The following is a 22,985-nucleotide window of genomic DNA, read 5'->3' as shown; positions in this document are numbered from 1 at the left end:
TCAGGCCTCCGTGCCGAGTTGTTCGAATGCGGAAAACGGGATCGGGTCCACCGGGAAGCGCGGGCGCAACCAACCCACGTCCTTGCGTCCGGTGGCGCTGCGCAGGCGGTCGCTGCAGTAACCGACGCACATGCGCCCCTGGCAGTCGCCCATGCTCACTCGTGTGCGCATCTTCAGGCTGGCCATGTCTTGCACGCCCTGCTCCAGGGCCAGATCGATCTGCTCGCGAGTCACGTGTTCGCAACGGCAGATCACCGTATCGGCCTGGGGCAGTTCGACTTGCGCTGCGCCGCGGGCGGTGTAGCGCTCCACCCCGGAACGGAAGCGCTTGATCGCCGCCAGCTTGCCCAGGTAGCGCTCACGGCACTCGATCGCCTGCTCGGCGTCGAGCTTGCCCATCTGCTGGAGCATCGAAACCGCGGCGATGCGCCCGGTCAACATGGCCGCCTCGCCGCCGCGGATCCCGGCCATGTCGCCCGCCAGGTGAATGTTCGGCTGGCTGCTTTGCTGCCACACGTTGCATTCGGCGCGCAGGTAGCCGTCCTCGCTGAAGCCATGGGCCAGGCCCAGTTGCTGGCTGAGCTGGGTACGTGGGATGAAGCCATAGCCCACAGCCAAGGTCCGTACCGACTCGCGCTGGACACGGGTCATGTCCGGCTGCCAGTCCTGGGTATAGGGTGCGACCTCGACTTCCTGCAGCTCGCCCTCCCCCGTGGCGCCCACCACGCCCCAGCCATAGTGCATGGGGATGCCGTTGAGCTTCATGTAGGCGAGCATGCTCAAGCCGTCGAGGAACAACTGCGGCTTGTTCATCAACGCCAGGCTTTCCTTGGCGATGCGGTTGAACGAGCAGGCCTCGTACACGCCCGCCACCTTGGCACCGGCAGCGTGCAGCTGGCAGGCGACCAGCGGCAGCAAGGGCCCGGTACCGGCAATCAGGGTGCTGCCCAGCGGCTTGACCACACCGCTCTTGATCTGCAATTGCAAGCCACCGAGCAGGATCACGCCCGGCAAGGTCCAGCCGGGGAACGGCACGTTGCGCTCATGGCAACCGGCGGCCAGCAGCAGGTGGGAATAGTCGATCTCGTGCAGGCGCTCATCGCTATCGAGCACCATCAGCCGCTGGTCGTCCCCGCCCACCACGCGATGGTTCAGGCGCAGGTCGATGCGCTCGGCGCAGGCGGCAAAATCTTCGTGCAGGCGGGTCAGGGCCTTGGTGTAGCGCGGGCCCAGGTAGCCCAGGTCGACGCCAGCGCGCAACGGGCCACGATAGACCACGCCACCGGGGCGCGAGGCCTCATCGAACAGCAGGCAATCCACGCCATGTTCGGCCAGCTCGATGGCCGCACCCATGCCGGCCGAGCCGCCACCGACGATCACAGGACGAAGGCTCATGGGCGAACCTCCTCTTGCACTCGGTTGACTTCAGTCTCGATGCTCATCCCCGGCTTGACCACAGTCTGACAAGCCCGACGCTTGGGTCGGCCGTCGATCTGCACCAGACAGCAGTGGCAGACCCCCATGCCGCAATAGGCACCGCTGAGCTGGCCATGATCGTTGCGCGCAACCTGGCGCAGCCCGACGGCATTCAAGACGCTCAGTACGGTTTCACCGGGTGCGGCAACCACCGGGGTACCGTTTAGATGAATCGTCAGGTCGGCGCCCGACAGTGGCTGAATATCGAGTTTCCTTTCCAGCATCAGCGTTTACCTCGTCGTCCTTGTTTAGGCAGGATCGTGAAGGTAAGGCAGATTCCGTCCGGAAAAGATGACCTATGCCATGACAACCACACAGCCAGGCACACACTCGATGAAAGGCGAATCAAGCAAGTGGCCGATACGTTCCAGATTGGAACGTATCGGCCCTGCCGGGTCACTCGGCGGTCATTACCGCGCTGATCTTACCGCTTCTATACGCATCGAAGATCTGGGCAAGGCTGGATCTGGCTTCGCCTTTGGCGGTGAAGATTCCGCCACAACCACGGTTCGCCTCTGCGTAGCTGGGATCGTCCATCAGTACCAGGTGCGCCTTCTTGAGGTTCCAGAAGGGCACGCCGGCAAAAAGGTGGTGCGTAAGGTGATAGTTGTCGCCATGCATGCCAATGAACAAGCGCTCGATGAGGCTGGGGAAGCGATTGCGGGTCAACTTCACTTCATCCTTGTATACCCCGAACATACCGAAGTGCTCGGATATCTCGGAAAGCCAGCCGATCACCTGAAACGCGGTGAAGTACGGCACAAGCCAGAACAGCAGGTAACCCCAGGGCCCCACCGAGTACCAGAACAGGGCCAGGATCACCAGGTGCACGGCCAGCAGTTTGAGGCCCTGCATGGGCTTGGCCACAACATCACCAGCGCGGTTTTTCACCAGGTAGACGAAATAATGCGAGGTGTTGGTCAGCGTGATGCTCTTGAGCAGGTGACGCAGGAGAAAGTCGAGCCGATCACTCGCGGCATACAGACCAGAATCGATGTAGTACCTGTGATCGGGATCGGCGTCCTGGTCCCCCAGGTGATGATGATGCAGTTGCACGTGGGAGCGGCGATACGCTTCGTAGTTCTGGAAGATCGGGTAGGCAAGCAAGTATTCGCCGATCAGCCGGCAGAGCACTTTGTGGCTCATCAAGGTCATGTGCGCCGCTTCGTGCAACAACGAAGCGAGCGCGCGCTGACGTGAGCCGATCATCAGTACGGTCAGCGGATAGAAATACGGGCTTTGCAGGCTCAGGTACACCGCGAGCGCGATGACGGCCACATCCAGAGAAAGGCCAAGCGCCCAGTGCCAGTTGTCCTTTTCGTATAAAGGACGCAAGCGCTCCTTGATTTCAGCGGACGGTTTGAATCGGTTCACATCGTTCATCGAAAGTCCCTGTTCGTTAAGTCGAGGCGATGGAAGGCCCTTGCTCCTGGCGCCAGCCGATGCCGAGGCGCAGATAGGGCCCAGTTGCAGGTGACAGCCATCGAGGGCGGTGTCACTCACGCCACAGTCGTTACTGGTGAATGTTTCGCAGCAAGTGCATGAACTGTTCGGCCTGTGAAACGGTGCTGGCGGATCCCAGCGAAACACGCACAAAACGCGGGCCCCCACGGTCACTCATGAAGTACGGCGTGTGAGCGGCATAACCTGCCCAACAGTTGATGCCATTGAAGCGAAGCCTGCTGACCACCTCAGGTGCCGGAACCCCTGCATGGAAAAACGACACGATCCCTCGCTGACGCGCCCCAGGAGCGATCAGGCGCAGCTGCGCATTGCCCTCGAGCGCCTGCACCAGGAACCGGTAAGCCGCGCAATCATCGACATAGCCCCCCGCCAGCCGCTCCTGCACAGCGATGTTCAACCCGATAAACGCGGCGCTGTTGCGTTCCGCATATTCGAAGCAGCGGGCATCGCGCTGATCCAGGCTTACGCCATTGGCAACGCTGAAGGTCGCCCGGTGCAGATCGGTGAACCTCGGCTTTGCAACGGCCCGAAACGCCTCGGACAAGTAAGCGAATCCGGTGCCTCTGGGGCCACAGAGAAACTTGCGCCCGGCAGCTGTCAGCACATCGCAGCCGATGGCCTGGACATCGATCGGCAACATCCCCAGCGACTGGCAGGCGTCGACGAAAAAGACGCAAGGGTGGCCCCGCAGCAGCCTCCCGACCGCCTCCACATCATTGACGATGCCGCAGCAAGACGGCACGTGGACGATCGAGACGAGCTTGACGTCATCGCGCAGATGCTCGGCCAGCCAGGCCAGATCGAGGTCGCCGTTTTCCAGCAAGGGGATGACATCGACCGCCACCCCATGGCGCTGGCGCAAGTGCTCGAGAGCGATGAGATTGCCCGCATACTCGTAGGGCGTTACCAGGACACGGTCACCGACGTGCCAATCCAGTGCGTCGAGCGCCGTCACCCAGGCCTTCGTCGCGCTGTCGAACAGCGCGATGTCGCCGGGCTGCGCCCCGATGAGGCGGGCGATGTTGTGGTAGAGCTCATTGTCCAACACTTGCGCGCAGGCCAGCTCGGCCTCGTAACCACCTTGATCCCGTTCGCGTTGCAGAAACCCCTGCATTGCCTCCAACGCGTGCGCCGACAATAGCCCCGCGCCGGCGGTATTAAAGTGAATCATGCGCACCCTCCTTGGCCTTGCAACCCATGTAGTAGAAACCCGTCGCCAGTACCACACACAGGCACAGCACATAGAACATGACCTGTGGCTGGTACAGCGAAAGCGCCAGCCCGCAGAGCACCGGCCCCAGCGCAGCCCCCAGGTTCGACAGGTTTTGCGCGCCGTAGTAGATGCCGCGCAGATGCGCAGGAGCGATGTAGTCGATGAACAGGTATTCGGTGGGGATGATGATGATTTCGCCAACCGTGAACACGATCATCGCGATAACCCAAACCGGCACTTTCTCGGCGACGCTGAAGCCGACCAATCCCACCAGGAAAAACAGCATTCCCAGGCACAGCATGCGAAACAGATTGCCCTGGTTTATCCGCGAGCCCACCAGGTACTGCAGGCCAATGACCACACAGGCATTTGTGGTCACCAGGTAATTGATGAGCTGATAGGTACGCTCAGGACTGCTGGTGACCAGCAGGTACTGGGACAGATAGGCGGAGAACTGGCCGAACACGATCACGCTGAGCAGGCCACCCAAGGTGAAGCACACCAGGCGATAGTCTTTGAAGAGATACCCCAACACCTTGAGGAACCCCTGCTCGGCAGGGACACTGGTACCAGGTGTGGATAACTTTTCGCCAAGCAACGCATACGCCAGCACGAATACCGCTCCTACCAACCCCGCGGCCGCAAACGGCACTCCGGGGCTTACCTTGGCCAACATAACCCCAAGGAACGGTCCGGCGGCGAAGCCGATGTTGGTGAGTGTGTACTTCACCGAAAAGACCGCGCCTCTTCGCTGTGCGACCACCAGTGTGCCGATGCAGGCTTTGACAGCGATATCGATGACTGCATAGGCGAGGTTCACCACCACGATCGCCAGGAAGAACACGCCGAGCATGGCGGTATGAAAGGCAGCGCCAAACGCCAGGGCGAACAGACTTCCGGCCACCAGGAGAATCCGATAACTGGAAAACCGGTCGACCAGGAAACCACCGTACAGGCTGAGAAGGGAGCTCGCCATCAACGCCCCCCCCAGCGCCAACCCGACATCAGCCACCCCCAGGCCGAAGCGCTCCGCGCAATAGACCACCAGATAAGGCAGGGTCATTGCCCGCGCCAGGGTGAGGATGAAGGTGGCCGACAGCAGCAGCATCACAGGCGGGGTGTACAGCCTGCCCTCGGCTAGCGTCAGCTCGGCAGCGCCCTGCTTCATGCCAGCATGCCCTGATAGATGGCCGGTTCGGCCTCTCGCAACAGCTGGATGCTGTCCTGAATCGAAGAACGGTCCTTGTCCAGGATGAATACATGCCCTGGAGAGTTCTCCAGCGAATTCGTCTCGCTGAGCACGCCCTCATGCTGGATCTTGATGCTGTGCAACCCAGGGATGTGCTTCCACACCGAAATATCTGGGCGCTGCCTGATGGTTCCGCTGGCACGGGCAATGAGGAAGACACAGCTGGAGTGGAAGTACAGTTTCTTCCTGGGTTGGGCCCGGTACTCCAGGAAGCCTTGTGGATTGATCAGCGACTCCACCCAGAGATTGAGCTGGTTGTGCCCCAGGGCCCGGGTATAGGCCGACAGGTCGATCCCCCCTGGCATCCGTGCGGCAGTCTCGAGCAAAACCGGCTCGTCGTTGACGATCATCAGTTCGCTGTGCCCGACCCCTTGCTGGATACCCAAGGCATCCAGCACCGAGAAGACATACTCGGACAACCGGCGGTAAACGTCCTGATTGTCGACCGGGCACATCAGTTGGTTGTAGTCATGCACAGGCGCGGCACCGATGCGGGTGCGGTACACGCGAATGATCTCACTGACGAAATGCTGGCCGTCCACGCTGACCGTGTTGACGCAGTATTCGATATCGACGTCCCTACCCTTGTCCGACTTCAGTTCGGAGAAGAAGTCGGAGTTGTCCAGATACTGCTGCACCAAAACCTGTTCGTTTTGCGCCAGGAAAATGTTGCGACTGGACTTGATGGTCGCGAAGGCGTGAGCCACCTCGGCAGAATCGGTACAGATGTGGATGTTGTCGGAACCCGCACTGTTGATGGGTTTCAATACAACGGGGAAGAGATCCTGCTGTTCGATCCATGCCTGGATCTCGGCCAACTCCGCCGAACGGAAATGCTTGATGGAACGCACCCCCGCCCCCTTGAGGGCTTCGTGCATTTCATACTTGTTTCTCCAGCGAATCGCGTGCGCGGGATCGTTGTGCCGCGCGACATTGAAATGCGCCGCCAGATGAGCCGCCAGCTCGACGCCGAACTCGCACCCTGCGAGGACGAACTGCACCTTGTACTGGCTCAGCGCTTCATCGAGCGTGGCGTCGGTCTGGTAATGCAGATCGGCGATGAAGTCCGTTGCCCGGAACCACGACTCGTAGAACGCGTTGACGTTGTCGGTCGAACGCACATGAATGCACTCGTAGCCGCGTGAAATGAATGCCGGGGCGATCAGGCTGCCGATGGAATAGGCATCCACCACCAGCACTACGTTCTTCTTGTAGATCATTTCACGGCCTCCTTGGCATGGGCGAGTTCACCTACCTGGGTCTTGATCAACTCTGCGGCCTTGATGATCTGTGCCCGATCGATATTGATGTGGGGAACCAGGCGGATTTCCTTGTCGTTGTAGGGGAGTGCCCCCACGCCACGATCCTTGAGCAGCTCGGCAAACCGCATCGGCGTGACCCCAAGGCGGGAAATGTCGAGGGTGACCATGTTGGTCCCTTTGTAACCCGAGCGCGCTTCTTCAACTTCGGCGAACTGGGCATGCAACAGCGCCGCGTGCTCGTGGTCCTCGGCCAGGCGCTCGATGTTGTTGCGCATGGCATAAAGGCCTGCCGCAGCCATCATTCCACTCTGGTGTTGGTCGCCGCCGAACCACTTGCGGTACTTCTTGGCTTGCTGGATAAGCTCACGCGACCCCATCATGATCGATCCGACTGGAGCACCGAGGCCTTTGGAAAGGCACATGGACAGCAGGTCGGCATTGTCGGTGTACGACGTCACATCGATACCGGTGGCAATTGACGCATGCAGGATGCGCGCGCCATCCAGGTAGCGGTACGCGCCGATACGCTGGGCATAGGCAAACACCTGGTTCATCTGCTCGAGCGGAAAGATGCCGCCGCCTTTGCAACCCAGGGTGTTTTCCACCACCACGACACGAGGCGTCGCATAGTTCTGGCTCCAACGGCATTTGGAGGCATGGAGTCGCTCCAGGTCCGCTACATCGAACAAGCCATCGTCATGCTGGGTCAGGGAAAAGTTCACCCCGGAGAAGGCCGAAGTCGAAGCGGATTCATAGAAGTTGATGTGGTAGGACGCATCCAGGAAGATCTCGTCGCCCGGCCGCGTCATGGCCTTGATCGCCAATTGATTGCTCAACGTGCCACCGGTGGTAAACAGCGCGGCTTCCTTCTGGAAGTAGTCCGCACAATATCTTTCCAGCGCGCTGACACTGGGGTCTTCACCAAAGCAATCATCACCGACCTCGGCCTCGTAGATTGCCTTGCGCATACCCTCTGTGGGCTTTGTTACAGTATCGCTTCTGAGGTCAATGAACATGTCTACTCCCTGATATTGTCATGTAAAAGGCATGCCTTTTAGTTCACACGGAGCACCGTGTGAAACTTTCACATTTATTGTCAAAACATTGCCGCGCAAGCGCGAAGCAACGAAGGGGAACCAACGTTAGCTGAAACTTAGGCAGGTCAACGGATATATAAACCGCTGGGCAGTTTAGTAATCGGCGCCAAATACAACGCGGGAAGGGTCGCTAAAATCGGCCAGCGCCCCCAGGATCTCGATTGGCGACTCCGCCAGGCGGTGCAAGAAGTGCAGGTACCAACTACCGCCGTACACCGCATAGATACGGCAAGGCACTCCGGTCTCCCTGGCCCGGCGTAGCACTGCCGGTTGCACACCATGCAGCATCTCCAGTTCCAGGTTCGCGGCATGCCGTGGCTCAGCCAGAATCCGCGGAATCAGCGCCGGATCCTGAGTGGCGCAACTGACGGGCACGCCCGCGTCCAGCACCCTGCGCAGCAGGTGCAGGTAGCGTTCATCCAGCGCGTCGCCACGTGGCAGTGCCACTTCCAATGGTTCGTTGTAAACGCCCTTGACCAACCTGATCTTGCGCCCGTAACCAAGGACCTTCGGCAGGTCGTCGAGGGTGCGGTGCAAGTAGGCCTGCAGGGTCACGCCAACGTTTGCGTGGGCAGGCGCCAATTCGCCATACACCTCAAGGATGCTGTCCACCGCCGAGGCGTGTTCCATGCTGATCATGACCGGCAGATCATGTTCCGCCGCAGCGGCAATGATGGTGGAGGCATTCTTGTAGGCCATCTCCTGGGAGACCGCCAGGCCAACGGCACTGAGGTCGAAGCTCAGTTGGGGCTTGAGCCCCGCTTCGGCAAATGGCTGGATCGATGCAAGGTATTCATCGACGAAACGCTGTACCACCGCCGGGTCGGCATTCTCCTCGCCCACGTACTCGACGCTCAGCGCATAGCCCTTGCCGTTGAGCAGTTGCAATTTGGGCAGCAGGGCTTCCCGGTTCGCCGCAAGAAAATAGCGTTGCGCGGCAGGCTCGAACAACTTGAAGAACAAGGCGTCCTCACTGAACGCCTCCCTGCACGCTTTGTTCATGGCCAGTTTCTTCAGGGCGGCGGCAGCCAGGGTAGACGTTTCCTGGGAAACCATCAGTCTCTCTCCTTGAGCAGGGCAACGGCGTACGTCTCTTGTACGGCCACTCGACAATAGGCAACAACAGCTGAATCGATCAGCTGCAAAATCCTAAGCAGGCACTGTTTACATTGTCCAGCATCGACGCCGGGTGCAGTCGCCAGGTAGACCGTACAAACAGATGTTTACCGTTTTGCTACGGCGCACTGACCGACTATCAAATAACGACGTCACCCTGTGGCCAACTGAATGTGGATAAGCGCGAGCGTTCTGGAAAAGGCCATCACATCGCCATCTACTAAAAATAAATAAAAAACTCAACAGATCAGTTAGTTGAACAAAAACTTGCGTGCGGTAGCAGCGCTACTACTTCGTTCGGCAGGGGGCACCACAACGATAAATTTATCGAATGGAGGGTCGTTTTATAAGGGGTATTGATAACACCCAGTTGATGAGGGTGATGGATAACCATTCAAATGAGGGGTAGTTAACTGCTGGGTTTTGTCCAGAACGCCTTGTATTTTATCGCGAGTGGCGATAAGACATCAAAGCAAAAAAGACCACTTAGAAAAACTGAATCCAGTGTTATCAGGTTAATCGAGCTGTTTGGTCCAATTGTAAAGGCCATGACGCAGCGCTTTTTGCTTCAGGTCACAAGGATTCTATTCAATAAAAAGCCCCTGCACATTAACGTCGCAGGGGCTGAGCAGCGTTGAACAGAGCATTTAACCTGTCGCACAAGGGTTCAGCGTTTCGCGCTATGCAGTCTCTCCCAGGGTAAACGGGGCGTCAGAACGCCCAATCCAGGGTCAGGCCGACCCCGTGGCTCTTGTCGCGACTACCCAGCAGTCCGTTGTAGTCCAGGTTGACCCGGGCCTCGCGGCTCAGGGCAATCCCCACCCGTGCACCGACCACCGCCGCCTCACGGTCCAGTGACAGCGCCTGAACCTTGTAGGTATCGCCCTGGCCCGCGAACGCCAGGTGCTGGTCGGCCCCGGTGGAGCTCAGGTTGTGCTGCCAGCCCAGAGTGGCAGCAAGCTCAACCGCCTGGCCGCTGGACAACTGCAATTGCTTGCCGGCCCGCATGCCCAAGGTCGAGAGCCAGGCATCGCGGTTATCCTGCCCACCCTTCAGCGCGGCAGCGCCGCCATGCTCCCTGAAGCTGTCGCTGGCGATATGCACGTAGGCCAGATTGGCGAACGGCTCCAGCGCCACGCTCGGCAGTTCGACCTTCCAGGCCGCCTCGCCGAACACCTGGGTGCTCTGGGCATCACGCTTGCTCTTCTGGCGATCGCTGACCTCGTTGTACTGCAGTTCGCGCTTGGTCTCGATACGGTGCCAGCTGTGGCTGGCGCCCACGCTCAGGTGCAGTTGCTCCAGTTCCTTGCCGGCATAGGCACCCAGGTGATAGCTGTCAACGCTGGCCGAGGAATGACGGCCATCACCCATGCTCAGCGAGCTGTCGCTGTAGCCGGTGAAGACGCCGACACGGGTGTCCTCGCTCATCTGCCCGTCGATCCCCAGCAGCATGCCGCCAATCGAACTGCTATAGCGCGCATGTCCGGAATCACCGTCGGCCTTGCCCCAGGCGCCCAGGGCCTTGACCCACAGGCCGTTGTCCTGGCCTTCCACACCCTGTAGCCGGGTACGCTCGCCCACGGCGTCGCGCAACTGGCGGCTGTCGTTGAGCAACAGGTTACCCACCGCCGGGTGGATTTCCCCGGACAGTTGATCGAAAGCCTGCTGGGCACTGCCGGCATCGCCCGACAACAGCAGGCTCTCGTAGACCGGGTTGCCCGCGCCGAGCCGATCGGCCGCCGCGGCCACCGAACGCTGGTTGGCGGTCAGGCCGACACTGGCGAACGACGTGGCATTACGCTCTACCGCCAGCCGCACCCCAGTGCCGGTATACGCCAAGCCCCCACCGAGGAACAACGCGTTGGACTGCACCTGGGCGAAACTGCCTTGCACGCCGCCTGCGGCATCGAGGATGTCGAACTGCCGCCCCACCAGGCTGGTGGCCTGCTGGGACTGCAGCGAAACGCCTGGGTTCTGCAGGTCCAGGGCCAGGTTCGCGCCACCCACAGCTATCTGGCCATCGCTGGCCAGGCGGTCGCTGCCGGTGCTGTCCACCTCCACCGCATAGGTCGAGCCCGGCTGGAAGGTCACGTCGGAAGCCACGCGCAAGGTGCCGATGGAGTTACCGGGCGCCACCACGCCGCCGCGGTTGACCACCAGCGCACCGATCCTGCCATTGCCGCCCAGCACGCCGCCGTCGTTGACCGTCACGGTCGACTGCAGCGAACCATTGACCGCCAGCCGTCCCTGGTTGACCAGCGTCGGCCCGGCGTAGGTGTTGTTACCGCTGAGCACCAGGGTGCCGATGCCCTGCTTGGTCAGGCCGCCATGCCCGGAGATGTCGTTGCTCCACAGGTCCAGCACGCAACTCAGGTCGGTGCAGCGCCTTTCAGTAGGCCTGCCGGCATCCACCAGGGCGCCGACACCCGGCAAGTCAGCGACGAACTGGGTTGGGCCGTAGCCGCCAGCGATACGCAACTCCTCGGGAATGTCCTGCTCGGTAACCAGCATGCCGGGGCCGCGGATCCCCTTGTCCAGGTTGATCATGCCCCAGCCATACAAGGAATCGATACCGGGCGCGCCCATGTCGGTTGCGGTGGTGCGCAGCACGCTGGCGATCTGCGCGCCGCTCATATAGGGGAAACGCTCCATCAGTACCGCCGCTGCGCCAGCGGCATGAGGCGCGGCCATGGAGGTACCGTTCTTGTTGGCGTAACCCTGGGTCAGGTCGTCCAGGCTGGTACCGCCAATCACCGCGCTGTAGATCCGGGTGCCGGGGGCCGATACGCAGAAGCTTGCGGTATAGCCGCAGCGCGAAGAGAACGTGCTGATCACGTATGGGTTGGCGCTGCTGGTGTCGGGGTTCTGCTGCAACGCCGCCACGGTCATCCAGTTGGGGGCGATCTCCGGTACGAAATAGCCCAGCCCGGCAATCGCATCGGGGTTGTTCAGGTTGTAGTCGTTGCCGGCGGCAAAGATCGTCAGGACCCCGCTACGGGCGGCGGCGATGGCGCCATCATAGGCGCCGCCAGGCAAGGTGCCCAGAAGCGGCTGGATCTGCGCGAACTGCGCCCGGGCATCATCCACCGTGAAATGCGGGAAGTCCGGATTACGCCCGCCCTTGGCGAAGCGATCGGTGATGCCGATGCCCCAGCTGTTGTTGATGATCCGCGCGCCGCTGGCCACCAGGCTGTCCCAGCCGGCCTTGTACACCGCGCCATCGTTGCCCAGGACAATGCCATCCTCGGGGCCGGGGTCGCCGTTGTCGGCGCTGATGATCTGCGCATTGAAGGCCACGCCATGCATCTCCACGCCATCACGGTTGCCGGCGGCGATCCCGCCGACGTGGGTGCCATGGGAGCCGAGCTTGCCATCCGAACCTACCGACGGGCTGCCGTCGTAGCGGAAGGCATCACCGGCCTTTACCGGGATGTAGGGGTCGGTGTACTGGCGGATGCCGCTGGTGACCAGGGTCACGATCTTGTCCTTGCCGGCGAACTCGGGGTGCGGGGCATACACCGGCTGGTCGAAGATTCCCAGCTTCACCCCCTTGCCGCTGTAGCCGGCGGCATAGGCGCTGTCGGCATGGATCGCCCCCAGCCCCCAGTCGGCCTTGAATTCGCTGCTGCGCCAGCTGCTGGCGTCGCCCAGCCGGCCACTCTCCACATAGGGCGCGGCCTGGGCCGTGCCCATCAATGCCGCCCAGCCCACCAATACCCGCCCCAGTGGTGCCAGGGCCCAGCCCTGCCCAAGTGCGCTGTCATCCTGTCTGACTCGCTTCACTACGACCTTCCTTAGTTGTATGGATTGAATACCGCGTTGGTCGAACTCCGTATTGCAACAACTGGCGCCACGACGCCTCAGAAACGCCATTGCAGGTTGAGCCCCGCGCCATGCTGTTGTTCACGACTGGCCAGGCGCCCCTGGTAGTCCAGGCTCAGGTCCAAGTCGCGGGTCAGTCCCACCCGTGCCTGGAGCCCGATCAGCGCGGCATCGCGCAAGGCCGGCGACGTCTCCACCCGGAACGGCAGGTCACTGCCGGCAAAGGCCAGGTGCTCGCGGTCCTGGGTTCCACTCAGCCGGTGCTGCCAGCCCAGGCTCGCCGCCAGCTGCAGGTCCTGCTGCGGGCCCACTTGCCATTGCTGGCGCCCACGCAGGCCCAAGGTGCTTAACCAGGCATCACGCTGCTCGTCGCCCGCCTGCAACGCTGCGGCATCGCCTTTCTCATGGAAGCCATCACGGTCCAGGTGCTGGTAGGTCAGGTTGGCGAACGGCTCCAGCTGCACCGCCGGCATCGCCAGGCGATAGGCCGCCTCGGCAAACAGCTGCTGGCTGCGGGCATCGATCCGCGCGCGCTGGCGGCCGGACACCTCGGCATAGGCCAGGTCGCGGCGAACCTCGGCACGGTGCCAGCTGTAGCTACCGCCCAGGCTCAAGCGCAGCTGGTCGACGTCGTGGCGGACATAGGCGCCCAAGTGGTAGCTGTCGACCGTGGCCCGGGAGTGGCTGCCGCCCATGCCCAGGGAGCTGTCGCTGTAGCCGGCGGCCAGCCCGGCGCGGGTCTGCTCGTCGAAGTCCCGGTCCAGGCCCAGCAGCATGCCGCCCAGGGAGCTGGTATAGGACTCGCTGCCCTGCACGCCCTCGATGCGCCCCCAACTGCCCAGGCCTTTGAGCCAGAGCTGGGTCGAGCCTGTCTCGCGCGCCGTCGTGCCAGGCGCATTGGCAGGCGGTGCGGCGCCTTGCACACGCTCGCCCAAGGCGTCACGCAACACCGAGCCCTGGCTGAGCAGCATCGAGTCCAGCGCCGGGTAGATCTCTCCGGCGAGCTGGCGCAGGCCGTCCCGGGCCTGGTCCGCCGAGGTCGAGAACAGCAGGCTTTCATACACCGGATGGCCCGGCCCCAGGCGCTCCACGGCGGCGCCGCTGGCGAGCTGGTTGGGCGTGGCAGCGACGCTGTCGAACGTCGCGGCGCTGCGCGTCACGTCCAACTGCACGCCGTTGGCGGAATAGTCGAGCACGGTCCCAAGGAACAGGTAGCCGGGCTGGACCTGGGCAAAGCGCCCATCGACGCCGCCTGCTGCCTGCAGGATGTCGAACTGGCGCCCTACCAGGCTGGTGACCGGGCCACCGGCCAGCAGGTTCGGCCGAGCCTGGGGCACCAGACTGAGATTGGCGCCACCGACGCTGGCCTGACCATCCACCACGAGTCGATCACTGGCCGTGGGCGACAGCTCCACCTGATAGGTCGAACCCGGCTGCAAGTCCAGGTTGCCGGCGACATTCAAGGTACCTATGGAGTTACCCGGGGCCACCACGCCCCCAGCGTTGGCAATCAGGGCAGCGACCCGGCCATTGCCGCCCACTGTACCGCCAGCATTGACCGTCACCGCTGACTGCAGGCTGCCGTTAACCGCCAGCAACCCGCCATCGACGCGGGTCGGGCCGCGGTAGCTGCTGTCACCCGTGAGCACCAACCAGCCGGCCCCGGACTTGACCAGGCTGCCTTGGTAAACCCGCTGCGCAGCCGCTGCGTCACGGGCCATGCCCAGGGCATAGTCACTGCGGTCCTGCTGGCTGGCGCCCGCTGCCAGGCCATGCTCCCATCCACGATCCTTGAGGGTCTGCTGCCAGGCCTGGCGTTCCGCGACATCCTCGGCCTGCCGCTGCACCAGCGCCTGGTCGGAGATGCCATTGCTCCAGCTATCGCCCTGCCCACGCTCCAGGTTGACATTGAACTCCCCCAACAACTGCCCTGGGCCGTGCAAGGCCCGGCCCAGGTCCGGGACGCCCCAGCCAACCCGCTCGCTGGGCGCCTGGGTCGGCGAGCCATCGAGCTGGCGCGAAGTGGTCAGCAGCACTTGCAGGGCCTGCTGGTTGTTCAGATAGGGATAACGCTCCATGACCACAGCCAAAGCCCCGGTAGCATGGGGCGCGGCCATCGAAGTACCGTTGTAGGTGGCATAGCCGCCACCGGGCACGGTACTGCTGATTGCCGCCCCCGGAGTCGCCAGGCACCAGTACTTCGCGATGCCGCACTGGTTGTATTTCTGCTGGTTGTTCTTGTCCAGGCCCGATACCGCCAGCCAGTGGCCTTCCAGTTCCGGCTGGAAGTACGGCAGCGCCGAGCGCACGCTGGCATTGGCATAGCCGCTGTTGCCGGCGCTGAACACATTGATCACACCCCGACGCGCCACATCGCCAGCGGCATCGAGCCAGGTGGCCTGCTGGAAATGCTGGGCGTAGGCCGCGCGCAGGTCGCCGAGGGTCTGGTAGCTGACATCCTTGGGCTGGCTGCCCCAGCTGTTGTTGATGGCCCGAGCCCCGGCATCCACCAGGGCGTCGTAGACCGCCTTGAAATACCGCGGATCGGGATCGGTGCCGAACAGGAACTTGTCATTCTTGTTGGTGTTGCCCACGTATACCTGGGCATTGAAGGCCACGCCGTGCATGCCCACGCCATCACGGGCCGCGCCCATGGTGCCGGTGACATGGGTACCATGGCTGTCGTTGGCGCCATTGAGCACCCCGGACACACTGAACGGGGTACCGTCCAGGTACTGGCCGGTGGCGGTGACCGCGTGGAAACGCCCGGGGCTGGCTTCGGGATGGGCGGGATCGAATCCCGAGTCCAGGGCGCCGATGCTGACCCCGGCACCGGTGAACCCGGCGGCATAGGCCTGGCTCGCCTGCATGCGCTCCAGGCCCCAGTCCTGCAGATATTCGACCGAGCGCCAGCTGGCGGGGTCGCCCAAGCGGCCAGTGTCCTGATAGGCCGCCGCAGCCGACAGCGGCAGGCCGGTGGCAAATGCCAGGCACAGCGTGCCCGTCAGCGTCTTGAGCTGATCACATCTCACATCCATGTCGATGACTTCTCTTGTTCTTGTTGTCGGATCGCCCATCCTGGGTCGACCAGTGTGTCGCTGCATCGCTAGGCCGCAAGGCACGGCTTCATCGAGCAGCAGAAGGATATGACGTTTCTCGATTACGCGATGCGCCAGCGCTGCATATCGAATATGCGTTTTTACCTGCTCGAACAGGTTGCGAGGGAGACTTTGAGAGGAAGGAAGACAGCATAAAGGGAGGGCGCCTGTGTGGCGCCCTCCCTTTGCAACAGCAGTAGCGTTACTCCACCGTCACTGACTTGGCCAGGTTGCGCGGCTGGTCTACGTCGGTGCCCTTGAGCACGGCGACGTAGTACGACAACAGTTGCAGCGGGATGGTGTAGAGGATCGGCGCCAGCGCATCGTTGATGTGCGGCACGTTGATCACGTGGGTGCCTTCGCCATTGCTCATGCCAGCATTCTCGTCGGCGAACACCACCAGCTCGCCACCACGGGCGCGGACTTCCTGCAGGTTCGACTTGAGCTTTTCCAGCAGCTCGTTGTTAGGAGCCACGGTCACCACGGGCATATCGTTGTCCACCAACGCCAGAGGACCATGCTTGAGCTCACCAGCCGGATAGGCTTCGGCGTGGATATAGGAGATTTCCTTGAGCTTGAGCGCACCTTCCATGGCCACCGGGTACTGGGCACCGCGGCCAAGGAACAGGGTGTGGTGCTTGTCGGCGAACAGCTCGGCGATCTTCTCGACCACGCCATCCATCGCCAGCGCTTCGCTCAGGCGCGCCGGCAGGCGGCGCAGCTCGTCCACCAACTCGGCTTCGACACCGGCCTCGAGGGTACCGCGCACCTGGCCGAGGGCCAGGGTCAGCAGCATCAGCGAGACCAGCTGGGTGGTGAAGGCCTTGGTCGAGGCAACGCCGATCTCCGGCCCGGCCAGGGTCAGCAGGGTCAGGTCGGATTCACGCACCAGCGAGCTGATGCCCTTGTTGCAGATGGCCAGGCTGCCGAGGAAACCCAGCTCCTTGGCATAGCGCAAGGCAGCCAAAGTGTCGGCGGTCTCGCCGGATTGCGAGATGGAGACAAACAGCGTGTCCGGCTGCACCACCACCTTGCGATAGCGGAACTCACTGGCAACTTCCACCTGGCAAGGGATGCCGGCCAGGCTTTCGAGCCAGTAACGGGCGACCATGCCGGCGTGGTAGCTGGTACCGCAGGCGACGATCTGCACATTGCGCACTTTGCCGAACAGCTCGGCGGCCTGTGGACCGAAGGCCTGCACCATCACATGGTCATTGCCCAGGCGACCTTCCAGCGTGCGCTGCACCACGCCGGGTTGCTCGTGAATCTCCTTGAGCATGAAATGGCGATAGTTGCCCTTCTCGGCGGCTTCCGCGCCTTCGTGGTACTGCACCGTCTCACGCTGGACCGGCTGACCGGCCAGATCCCAGATCTGCACCTGATTGCGGCGAATCTCGGCGATATCGCCCTCTTCCAGGTACATGAAGCGGTCGGTGACCTGGCGCAGGGCCAGTTGATCCGAGGCCAGGAAGTTTTCACCGAGGCCCAGGCCGATCACCAGGGGGCTGCCGCTGCGGGCAGCCACCAGACGGTCTGGCTGGCTGGCGCTGATCACAGCCAGGCCATAGGCGCCATGCAGACGCTTGACCGCTGCCTTGAGCGCCTCGGTGAGGTCGGGGATGGTCTTGAGCAGGTGGTGGATGAGGTGCACGATCACCTCGGTGTCGGTCTGCGAAACAAAGGCGTAGCCCAGGCCCTTGAGCTCTTCACGCAGTTCCTCGTGATTTTCGATGATGCCGTTGTGCACCACCGCCACTTCATGGCCAGAGAAGTGCGGGTGGGCATTGTGCTCGGTCGGCGCGCCATGTGTGGCCCAACGGGTATGGGCGATGCCCAGCTGGCCGGCCAGCGGGTCGGCGGCAACCGCGCCTTCCAGTTCGCTGACCTTGCCGATGCGGCGGCGACGCTCGAGCGCGCCTTGCTGGGTCAGGACGGCCAGGCCGGCGCTGTCGTAACCACGGTACTCAAGACGCTTGAGGCCTTCGATGAGGATGGCTGTGATATTGCGCTCAGCAACGGCACCGACGATTCCACACATAAGATGTTGCTCCTAGCTGATAGCGGCGCAGATAAGGGTGATGCCGCGGGCTTGAATCCGGTCGCGTGCCTCGGTGGGCAGGCGATCATCAGTAATCAGGGTGTTCACGCTGCCCCAGGGCAGCTCGAGGTTGGGGATCTTGCGACCGACCTTATCCGACTCGACCATGACGATGACCTCGCGGGCCACTTCGGCCATGACCCGGCTCAATCCCAGCAGTTCGTTGAAGGTGGTTGTGCCACGTTCCAGGTCGATGCCGTCGGCACCGATGAACAGCTGGTCGAAGTCGTATGAGCGTAGTACCTGCTCGGCCACCTGGCCCTGGAAGGACTCCGAGTGCGGGTCCCAGGTACCACCAGTCATCAGCAGCACAGGTTCATGCTCTTGTTCGCTGATAGCCCGGGCCACATTGAGCGAGTTGGTCATCACCACCAGGCCTGGCTGGCGCCCGAGCTGCGGGATCATCGCCGCCGTGGTACTGCCGCTGTCGATGATGATGCGCGCATGTTCACGGATGCGTTCCACCGCCGCACGAGCGATGGCCTGCTTGTAGAGGGACACCGGCTGAACCGTGTCGCCCAGCAGCTCCTGAGGCATCGTCACCGCGCCGCCATAGCGGCGCAGCAGCAGGCCGTTGGCCTCCAAGGCGTGCAGATCCTTGCGGATGGTCACTTCGGAGGTTTCGAAACGCTTGGCCAAAGCGTCGACACTGACCTCGCCCTGCTCGTTGAGCAAGGCCAGGATGTTGTGGCGACGTTGGGGAGTATTTCGTTTCGACATTTCGGTTAAGTTTCGATTCGAAAGATAAGTGTTGCAATCAAAACCTAAGTCAAACGATTCGTCAAGTCAGCAGGAACCGGAAAATAAAAAGGCCGACTTATTCACATAAGTCGGCCTGTGCAAAACGCGCTGTGGATAACTCAGCTCTTCTTGATTTTCTCCGGCCGCTTCCAGCCTTCGATATTGCGCTGGCGTGCACGTGCCACGCCCAACTGTCCGGCTTCAACCGTCTGGGTGATGGTCGAGCCCGCTGCGGTAGTGGCCCCGGCCTGGATTTCCACAGGGGCCACCAGCGAGTTGTTGGAGCCGATGAACACGTCCTCACCCATCACCGTGCGGAACTTGTTGGCACCGTCATAGTTGCAGGTGATGGTGCCAGCGCCGATGTTGGTGCGGGCGCCGATCTCGGCGTCGCCAAGGTAGGTCAGGTGGCCGGCCTTGGCGCCCTCGCCCAGGTGCGCATTCTTCAGCTCGACGAAGTTACCCACATGTGCCTTGGCCTCCAGCACGCTGCCTGGGCGCAAGCGGGCGAACGGGCCGGCATCGCTGCCCTCGCCCATCACCGCGCCTTCGATATGACTGTTGGCCTTGATGATCACGCCTTTGCGCAGTGTGCTGTCCTTGATCACGCAGTTCGGGCCGATCTGCACGTCGTCCTCGATGACTACCTTGCCTTCGAGAATGACGTTGATATCGATAAGTACATCCCGGCCGACGGTCACCTCACCGCGCACATCGAAGCGCGCCGGATCGCGCAGGGTGACGCCCTGGGCCATCAGGCGACGGCCTTCGCGCAGCTGGTAGTGACGCTCGAGTTCCGAAAGCTGGCGGCGGTCGTTGGCGCCTTGCACTTCCATCGGGTCGTGGGGCTGCTCGGTGGCGACCACCAAGCCATCGTCCACGGCCATGGCAATCACGTCGGTGAGGTAGTACTCGCCCTGGGCATTGTTGTTGGACAGGCGTCCCATCCAGTCGGCCAAGCGTGCGGCCGGCATGGCGAGGATACCGGTGTTGCCTTCCTTGATCGCCTTCTGCGCTTCGCTGGCGTCCTTGTGCTCGACGATCGCCGCCACCTTGCCCGCGGCGTCACGCACAATGCGGCCATAGCCGGTCGGGTCCTGCAGGGTTACCGTGAGCAGCCCGAGCTGTTGCTCGCTGACTGTGGCCAGCAGGCGCTGCAAGGTTTCCACCTCGATCAGCGGCACATCGCCGTAGAGCACCAGCACGGTGTCGGCAGTGATCGCCGGCAGCGCCTGGGCCACCGCATGGCCGGTGCCCAATTGCTTGTCCTGCAGGACGAAATTCAGATCGTCCGCTGCAAGGCGTTCGCGCACCAACTCCGCGCCATGGCCGATAACCACGTGAATACCCTTGGGCTGCAACTGGCGTGCGCTGTGGATAACGTGGCCGAGCATGGAGTTGCCGGCGACCGGGTGCAGTACCTTGGGCAGCGCGGAGCGCATGCGGGTGCCTTGGCCTGCGGCGAGAATGACGATATCGAGGGACATTGACTGGCTACCAATCCTGGGCGGTCAGGGACGTGACCAAAGGGGAAATTCAGAAAAGAAAAAGGGTAGCCGAGGCTACCCTTTAACTCAATCGCATTGGAAGTGACCGGCCAAGGCCAGGTTACTTGCCCTTGCGCAATTGCTGGACAGTACGCAGCTGAGCTGCAGCTTCGGCCAGACGTGCGGCAGCAGCACCGTAGTCGAAGTCCGAGCTTTTCGCGTTCAGCGCGTTCTCAGCAGCCTTGAGGGCTTCCTGAGCCTGAGCTTCGTCCAGGTCGGCAGCGCGCTGCACGGTGTCGGCAAGAACCTTGACCATGTTCGGCTGCACTTCGAGGAAGCCACCGGAGATGTAGAACACCTCACGATCGCCACCTTGCTTGGTCAGCGTGATCGGACCAGGCTTGAGATTGGTGATCAGCGGCGCGTGGCCTGGAGCGATACCCAGATCGCCCAGGTTGCCGTGCGCTACTACCATCTCGACCAGGCCGGAGAAGATCTCTCCTTCCGCGCTGACGATATCGCAATGGACTGTCATAGCCATCTGCTTGCCTCAACCTAATTAGCGCCCCTTGCGGGGCGCCGGGATTACAGTTTCTTGGCTTTCTCGATCGCTTCGTCGATGCTGCCGACCATGTAGAACGCTTGTTCTGGCAGGTGGTCGTAGTCACCTTTGAGGATGCCGCTGAAGCCAGCGATGGTGTCCTTGAGCGAAACGTACTTGCCTGGCGAGCCGGTGAAGACTTCAGCCACGAAGAACGGCTGCGACAGGAAGCGCTGGATCTTACGAGCGCGGGCAACCAGTTGCTTGTCGGCTTCGGACAGTTCGTCCATACCCAGGATCGCGATGATGTCCTTCAGCTCTTTGTAGCGCTGCAGAACATACTGAACGCCACGAGCGGTGTCGTAGTGCTCGGTGCCGATCACGTTCGGGTCCAGCTGGCGCGAAGTCGAGTCCAGTGGGTCGACCGCTGGGTAGATACCCAGGGAAGCGATGTCACGGGACAGAACGACGGTGGCGTCCAAGTGGGCGAAGGTGGTCGCTGGCGACGGGTCGGTCAGGTCGTCCGCAGGTACGTATACGGCCTGGACGGAGGTGATCGAACCTTCCTTGGTCGAAGTGATACGCTCTTGCAGAACGCCCATCTCTTCGGCCAGGGTCGGCTGGTAACCTACTGCCGAAGGCATACGGCCCAGCAGTGCGGATACTTCGGTACCGGCCAGGGTGTAACGATAGATGTTGTCGACGAACAGCAGAACGTCGTTACCTTCGTCACGGAACTTCTCAGCCATGGTCAGGCCGGTCAGCGCTACGCGCAGACGGTTTCCTGGTGGCTCGTTCATCTGACCGTAGACCAGCGCTACCTTGTCGAGAACGTTGGAGTCCTTCATCTCGTGGTAGAAGTCGTTACCCTCACGAGTACGCTCACCCACACCAGCGAACACGGAGTAACCGCTGTGTTCCATGGCGATGTTACGGATCAGTTCCATCATGTTCACGGTCTTGCCGACGCCGGCACCACCGAACAGACCAACCTTACCACCCTTGGCGAACGGGCAGACCAGGTCGATAACCTTGATGCCGGTTTCCAGCAGGTCGTTGCCGCCTGCCTGGTCAGCGAACGAAGGCGCTGGCTGGTGGATACCGCGACGCTCTTCTTCGCCGATCGGGCCGGCTTCGTCGATCGGGTTGCCCAGGACGTCCATGATACGGCCCAGGGTTGCCTTGCCGACGGGTACCGAGATGGCAGCCTTGGTGTCGACGACATCCAGACCGCGCTTCAGACCTTCGGTCGAGCCCATCGCAATGGTACGAACCACGCCGTCGCCCAGCTGCTGCTGAACTTCCAGGGTGGTTTCCGCGCCTTGTACTTTCAGCGCGTTGTAAACACTCGGCACGGCATCACGTGGGAATTCCACGTCGATGACGGCGCCGATGATTTGCACGATACGTCCGCTACTCATAGCTGGATCCTCTGAATTTTTGAACCGTTAAACCGCGGCAGCGCCGCCGACGATTTCCGAGATCTCCTGGGTGATCGCAGCCTGACGCGCCTTGTTGTAGATCAACTGAAGCTCTTTGATCAAATCACCGGCGTTATCTGTGGCGTTCTTCATGGCGATCATCCGGGCCGCTTGTTCAGCAGCGTTGTTCTCGACCACCGCCTGGTACACCTGCGACTCCACGTAACGCACCATCAAGCCGTCCAGCAGCTCTTTTGCGTCGGGTTCGTACAGGTAGTCCCAGTGGTGCTTGAGTTCCTGATCCGGGGTTGCCACCAACGGTACCAACTGCTCGACCGTCGGTTTTTGGGTCATGGTGTTGATGAACTTGTTCGAAACCACCGAGAGGCGATCGATACGGCCGTCGAGGTAGGCGTCCAGCATCACTTTGACGGAGCCGATCAGATCGTTGATCGATGGCTCTTCGCCCAGGTGGCTGATCGCGGCTACGACGTTGCCGCCAAAGATGCGGAAGAAAGTCGCACCCTTGCTGCCGATCACGCACAGGTCGATTTCAACGCCCTGTTCGCGGTTTTCGCTCATGTCCTTGACCAGGGCCTTGAACAGGTTGGTGTTCAAGCCACCGCACAGACCACGGTCACTGCTCACCACGATATAACCAGCGCGCTTTACAGGGCGCTCGATCATGAACGGGTGGCGGTATTCCGGGTTGGCGTTGGCCAGATGACCGATCACCTGGCGGATACGCTCCGCGTAAGGACGGCTAGCAGCCATGCGCATTTGTGCCTTGCGCATCTTGCTGACCGCCACTTTCTCCATGGCGCTGGTAATTTTTTGCGTGCTTTTGATGCTCGCAATCTTACTGCGAATCTCTTTTGCGCCTGCCATGTATCACCTATC

Annotated in this window: 16 protein-coding genes; all 16 read right to left on the bottom strand. The window is 61.8% G+C overall.

The annotated features are described in order from the left end of the window. The 16 genes from hcnB to atpG all read right to left on the bottom strand — a co-directional run bounded on the left by hcnB (position 1) and on the right by atpG (position 22,973). Complete coding sequence (gene hcnB / locus ACQ4OD_RS09100) at positions 1-1,395, bottom strand: cyanide-forming glycine dehydrogenase subunit HcnB (RefSeq protein WP_102683400.1); 1,395 nt, start codon at positions 1,393-1,395, stop codon at positions 1-3. Next, positions 1,392-1,700, bottom strand: a complete 309-nt coding sequence (hcnA, locus tag ACQ4OD_RS09095; RefSeq protein ID WP_102683399.1) for a cyanide-forming glycine dehydrogenase subunit HcnA — start codon at positions 1,698-1,700, stop codon at positions 1,392-1,394. Before hcnA ends, hcnB begins: the two co-directional genes overlap by 4 nt. Before the next feature lie 172 nt (positions 1,701-1,872). Then, positions 1,873-2,859, bottom strand: a complete 987-nt coding sequence (gntB, locus tag ACQ4OD_RS09090; protein ID WP_139674754.1) for a guanitoxin biosynthesis L-arginine gamma (S) hydroxylase — start codon at positions 2,857-2,859, stop codon at positions 1,873-1,875. 130 nt (positions 2,860-2,989) lie between these two features. Continuing rightward, positions 2,990-4,111 (bottom strand): aminotransferase class V-fold PLP-dependent enzyme, encoded by a 1,122-nt coding sequence (locus ACQ4OD_RS09085; protein WP_430944191.1) that lies wholly within the window; start codon positions 4,109-4,111, stop codon positions 2,990-2,992. Next, positions 4,098-5,321 (bottom strand): MFS transporter, encoded by a 1,224-nt coding sequence (locus ACQ4OD_RS09080; RefSeq protein WP_430944190.1) that lies wholly within the window; start codon positions 5,319-5,321, stop codon positions 4,098-4,100. The genes ACQ4OD_RS09085 and ACQ4OD_RS09080 overlap by 14 nt, the downstream gene beginning before the upstream one ends. Next, a complete protein-coding gene (locus ACQ4OD_RS09075) occupies positions 5,318-6,622 on the bottom strand; it encodes an ATP-grasp domain-containing protein (RefSeq protein WP_102683396.1) in 1,305 nt (434 codons plus the stop codon). Before ACQ4OD_RS09075 ends, ACQ4OD_RS09080 begins: the two co-directional genes overlap by 4 nt. Beyond that, entirely contained in the window at positions 6,619-7,680 is a 1,062-nt protein-coding gene (locus ACQ4OD_RS09070) for a threonine aldolase family protein (RefSeq protein ID WP_102683395.1), read from the bottom strand. The genes ACQ4OD_RS09075 and ACQ4OD_RS09070 overlap by 4 nt, the downstream gene beginning before the upstream one ends. Positions 7,681-7,854: 174 nt before the next feature. After that, positions 7,855-8,817 carry a proline dehydrogenase family protein gene (locus ACQ4OD_RS09065; protein WP_198754106.1) on the bottom strand — a complete coding sequence of 321 codons (963 nt, stop codon included), beginning with the start codon at positions 8,815-8,817 and terminating at the stop codon, positions 7,855-7,857. Between the two features lie 771 nt (positions 8,818-9,588). Next, positions 9,589-12,570: an autotransporter domain-containing protein gene (locus tag ACQ4OD_RS09060; protein WP_430944195.1), complete on the bottom strand. Its 2,982-nt coding sequence runs from the start codon at positions 12,568-12,570 to the stop codon at positions 9,589-9,591. 167 nt (positions 12,571-12,737) lie between these two features. Next, a complete protein-coding gene (locus ACQ4OD_RS09055; RefSeq protein ID WP_430944189.1) occupies positions 12,738-15,737 on the bottom strand; it encodes an autotransporter domain-containing protein in 3,000 nt (999 codons plus the stop codon). Between the two features lie 262 nt (positions 15,738-15,999). Further along, positions 16,000-17,835: a glutamine--fructose-6-phosphate transaminase (isomerizing) gene (gene glmS, locus ACQ4OD_RS09050; RefSeq protein WP_198754103.1), complete on the bottom strand. Its 1,836-nt coding sequence runs from the start codon at positions 17,833-17,835 to the stop codon at positions 16,000-16,002. A gap of 12 nt (positions 17,836-17,847) precedes the next feature. Beyond that, positions 17,848-18,615 carry a DeoR/GlpR family DNA-binding transcription regulator gene (locus tag ACQ4OD_RS09045; protein WP_111531919.1) on the bottom strand — a complete coding sequence of 256 codons (768 nt, stop codon included), beginning with the start codon at positions 18,613-18,615 and terminating at the stop codon, positions 17,848-17,850. A gap of 140 nt (positions 18,616-18,755) precedes the next feature. Further along, the gene (glmU, locus tag ACQ4OD_RS09040) at positions 18,756-20,123 is read right to left on the bottom strand and encodes a bifunctional UDP-N-acetylglucosamine diphosphorylase/glucosamine-1-phosphate N-acetyltransferase GlmU (RefSeq protein ID WP_258599656.1); all 1,368 of its coding nucleotides are present in this window, start codon (positions 20,121-20,123) and stop codon (positions 18,756-18,758) included. Positions 20,124-20,244: 121 nt separating this feature from the next. Beyond that, positions 20,245-20,664 (bottom strand): F0F1 ATP synthase subunit epsilon, encoded by a 420-nt coding sequence (locus ACQ4OD_RS09035; RefSeq protein WP_011536500.1) that lies wholly within the window; start codon positions 20,662-20,664, stop codon positions 20,245-20,247. A 44-nt stretch (positions 20,665-20,708) separates the two neighbouring features. Next, complete coding sequence (gene atpD, locus ACQ4OD_RS09030) at positions 20,709-22,085, bottom strand: F0F1 ATP synthase subunit beta (protein ID WP_023628563.1); 1,377 nt, start codon at positions 22,083-22,085, stop codon at positions 20,709-20,711. Between the two features lie 27 nt (positions 22,086-22,112). Then, on the bottom strand, positions 22,113-22,973 hold the full coding sequence (atpG, locus tag ACQ4OD_RS09025) for a F0F1 ATP synthase subunit gamma (RefSeq protein ID WP_102683389.1): 861 nt from the start codon (positions 22,971-22,973) through the stop codon (positions 22,113-22,115). Positions 22,974-22,985 lie beyond the last annotated feature (12 nt).

Origin of the sequence: Pseudomonas sp. WC1 (genome assembly GCF_050586565.1) — a bacterium.
In the GTDB taxonomy this organism is placed as follows: domain Bacteria; phylum Pseudomonadota; class Gammaproteobacteria; order Pseudomonadales; family Pseudomonadaceae; genus Aquipseudomonas.
This window is presented reverse-complemented; position numbering and strand designations above follow the sequence as displayed.

Bases quoted from the DNA above. Each gene is read 5' to 3' on its own strand.
- ACQ4OD_RS09045 (WP_111531919.1), bottom strand. From the start codon at position 18,615: ATGTCGAAACGAAATACTCCCCAACGTCGCCACAACATCCTGGCCTTG.
- ACQ4OD_RS09060 (WP_430944195.1), bottom strand. From the start codon at position 12,570: ATGGGCACGGCCCAGGCCGCGCCCTATGTGGAGAGTGGCCGGCTGGGC.
- ACQ4OD_RS09065 (WP_198754106.1), bottom strand. From the start codon at position 8,817: ATGGTTTCCCAGGAAACGTCTACCCTGGCTGCCGCCGCCCTGAAGAAA.
- ACQ4OD_RS09035 (WP_011536500.1), bottom strand. From the start codon at position 20,664: ATGGCTATGACAGTCCATTGCGATATCGTCAGCGCGGAAGGAGAGATC.
- hcnA (WP_102683399.1), bottom strand. From the start codon at position 1,700: ATGCTGGAAAGGAAACTCGATATTCAGCCACTGTCGGGCGCCGACCTG.
- ACQ4OD_RS09075 (WP_102683396.1), bottom strand. From the start codon at position 6,622: ATGATCTACAAGAAGAACGTAGTGCTGGTGGTGGATGCCTATTCCATC.
- ACQ4OD_RS09070 (WP_102683395.1), bottom strand. From the start codon at position 7,680: ATGTTCATTGACCTCAGAAGCGATACTGTAACAAAGCCCACAGAGGGT.
- hcnB (WP_102683400.1), bottom strand. From the start codon at position 1,395: ATGAGCCTTCGTCCTGTGATCGTCGGTGGCGGCTCGGCCGGCATGGGT.
- glmU (WP_258599656.1), bottom strand. From the start codon at position 20,123: ATGTCCCTCGATATCGTCATTCTCGCCGCAGGCCAAGGCACCCGCATG.
- ACQ4OD_RS09055 (WP_430944189.1), bottom strand. From the start codon at position 15,737: ATGGATGTGAGATGTGATCAGCTCAAGACGCTGACGGGCACGCTGTGC.
- gntB (WP_139674754.1), bottom strand. From the start codon at position 2,859: ATGAACGATGTGAACCGATTCAAACCGTCCGCTGAAATCAAGGAGCGC.
- atpD (WP_023628563.1), bottom strand. From the start codon at position 22,085: ATGAGTAGCGGACGTATCGTGCAAATCATCGGCGCCGTCATCGACGTG.
- ACQ4OD_RS09085 (WP_430944191.1), bottom strand. From the start codon at position 4,111: ATGATTCACTTTAATACCGCCGGCGCGGGGCTATTGTCGGCGCACGCG.
- glmS (WP_198754103.1), bottom strand. From the start codon at position 17,835: ATGTGTGGAATCGTCGGTGCCGTTGCTGAGCGCAATATCACAGCCATC.
- ACQ4OD_RS09080 (WP_430944190.1), bottom strand. From the start codon at position 5,321: ATGAAGCAGGGCGCTGCCGAGCTGACGCTAGCCGAGGGCAGGCTGTAC.
- atpG (WP_102683389.1), bottom strand. From the start codon at position 22,973: ATGGCAGGCGCAAAAGAGATTCGCAGTAAGATTGCGAGCATCAAAAGC.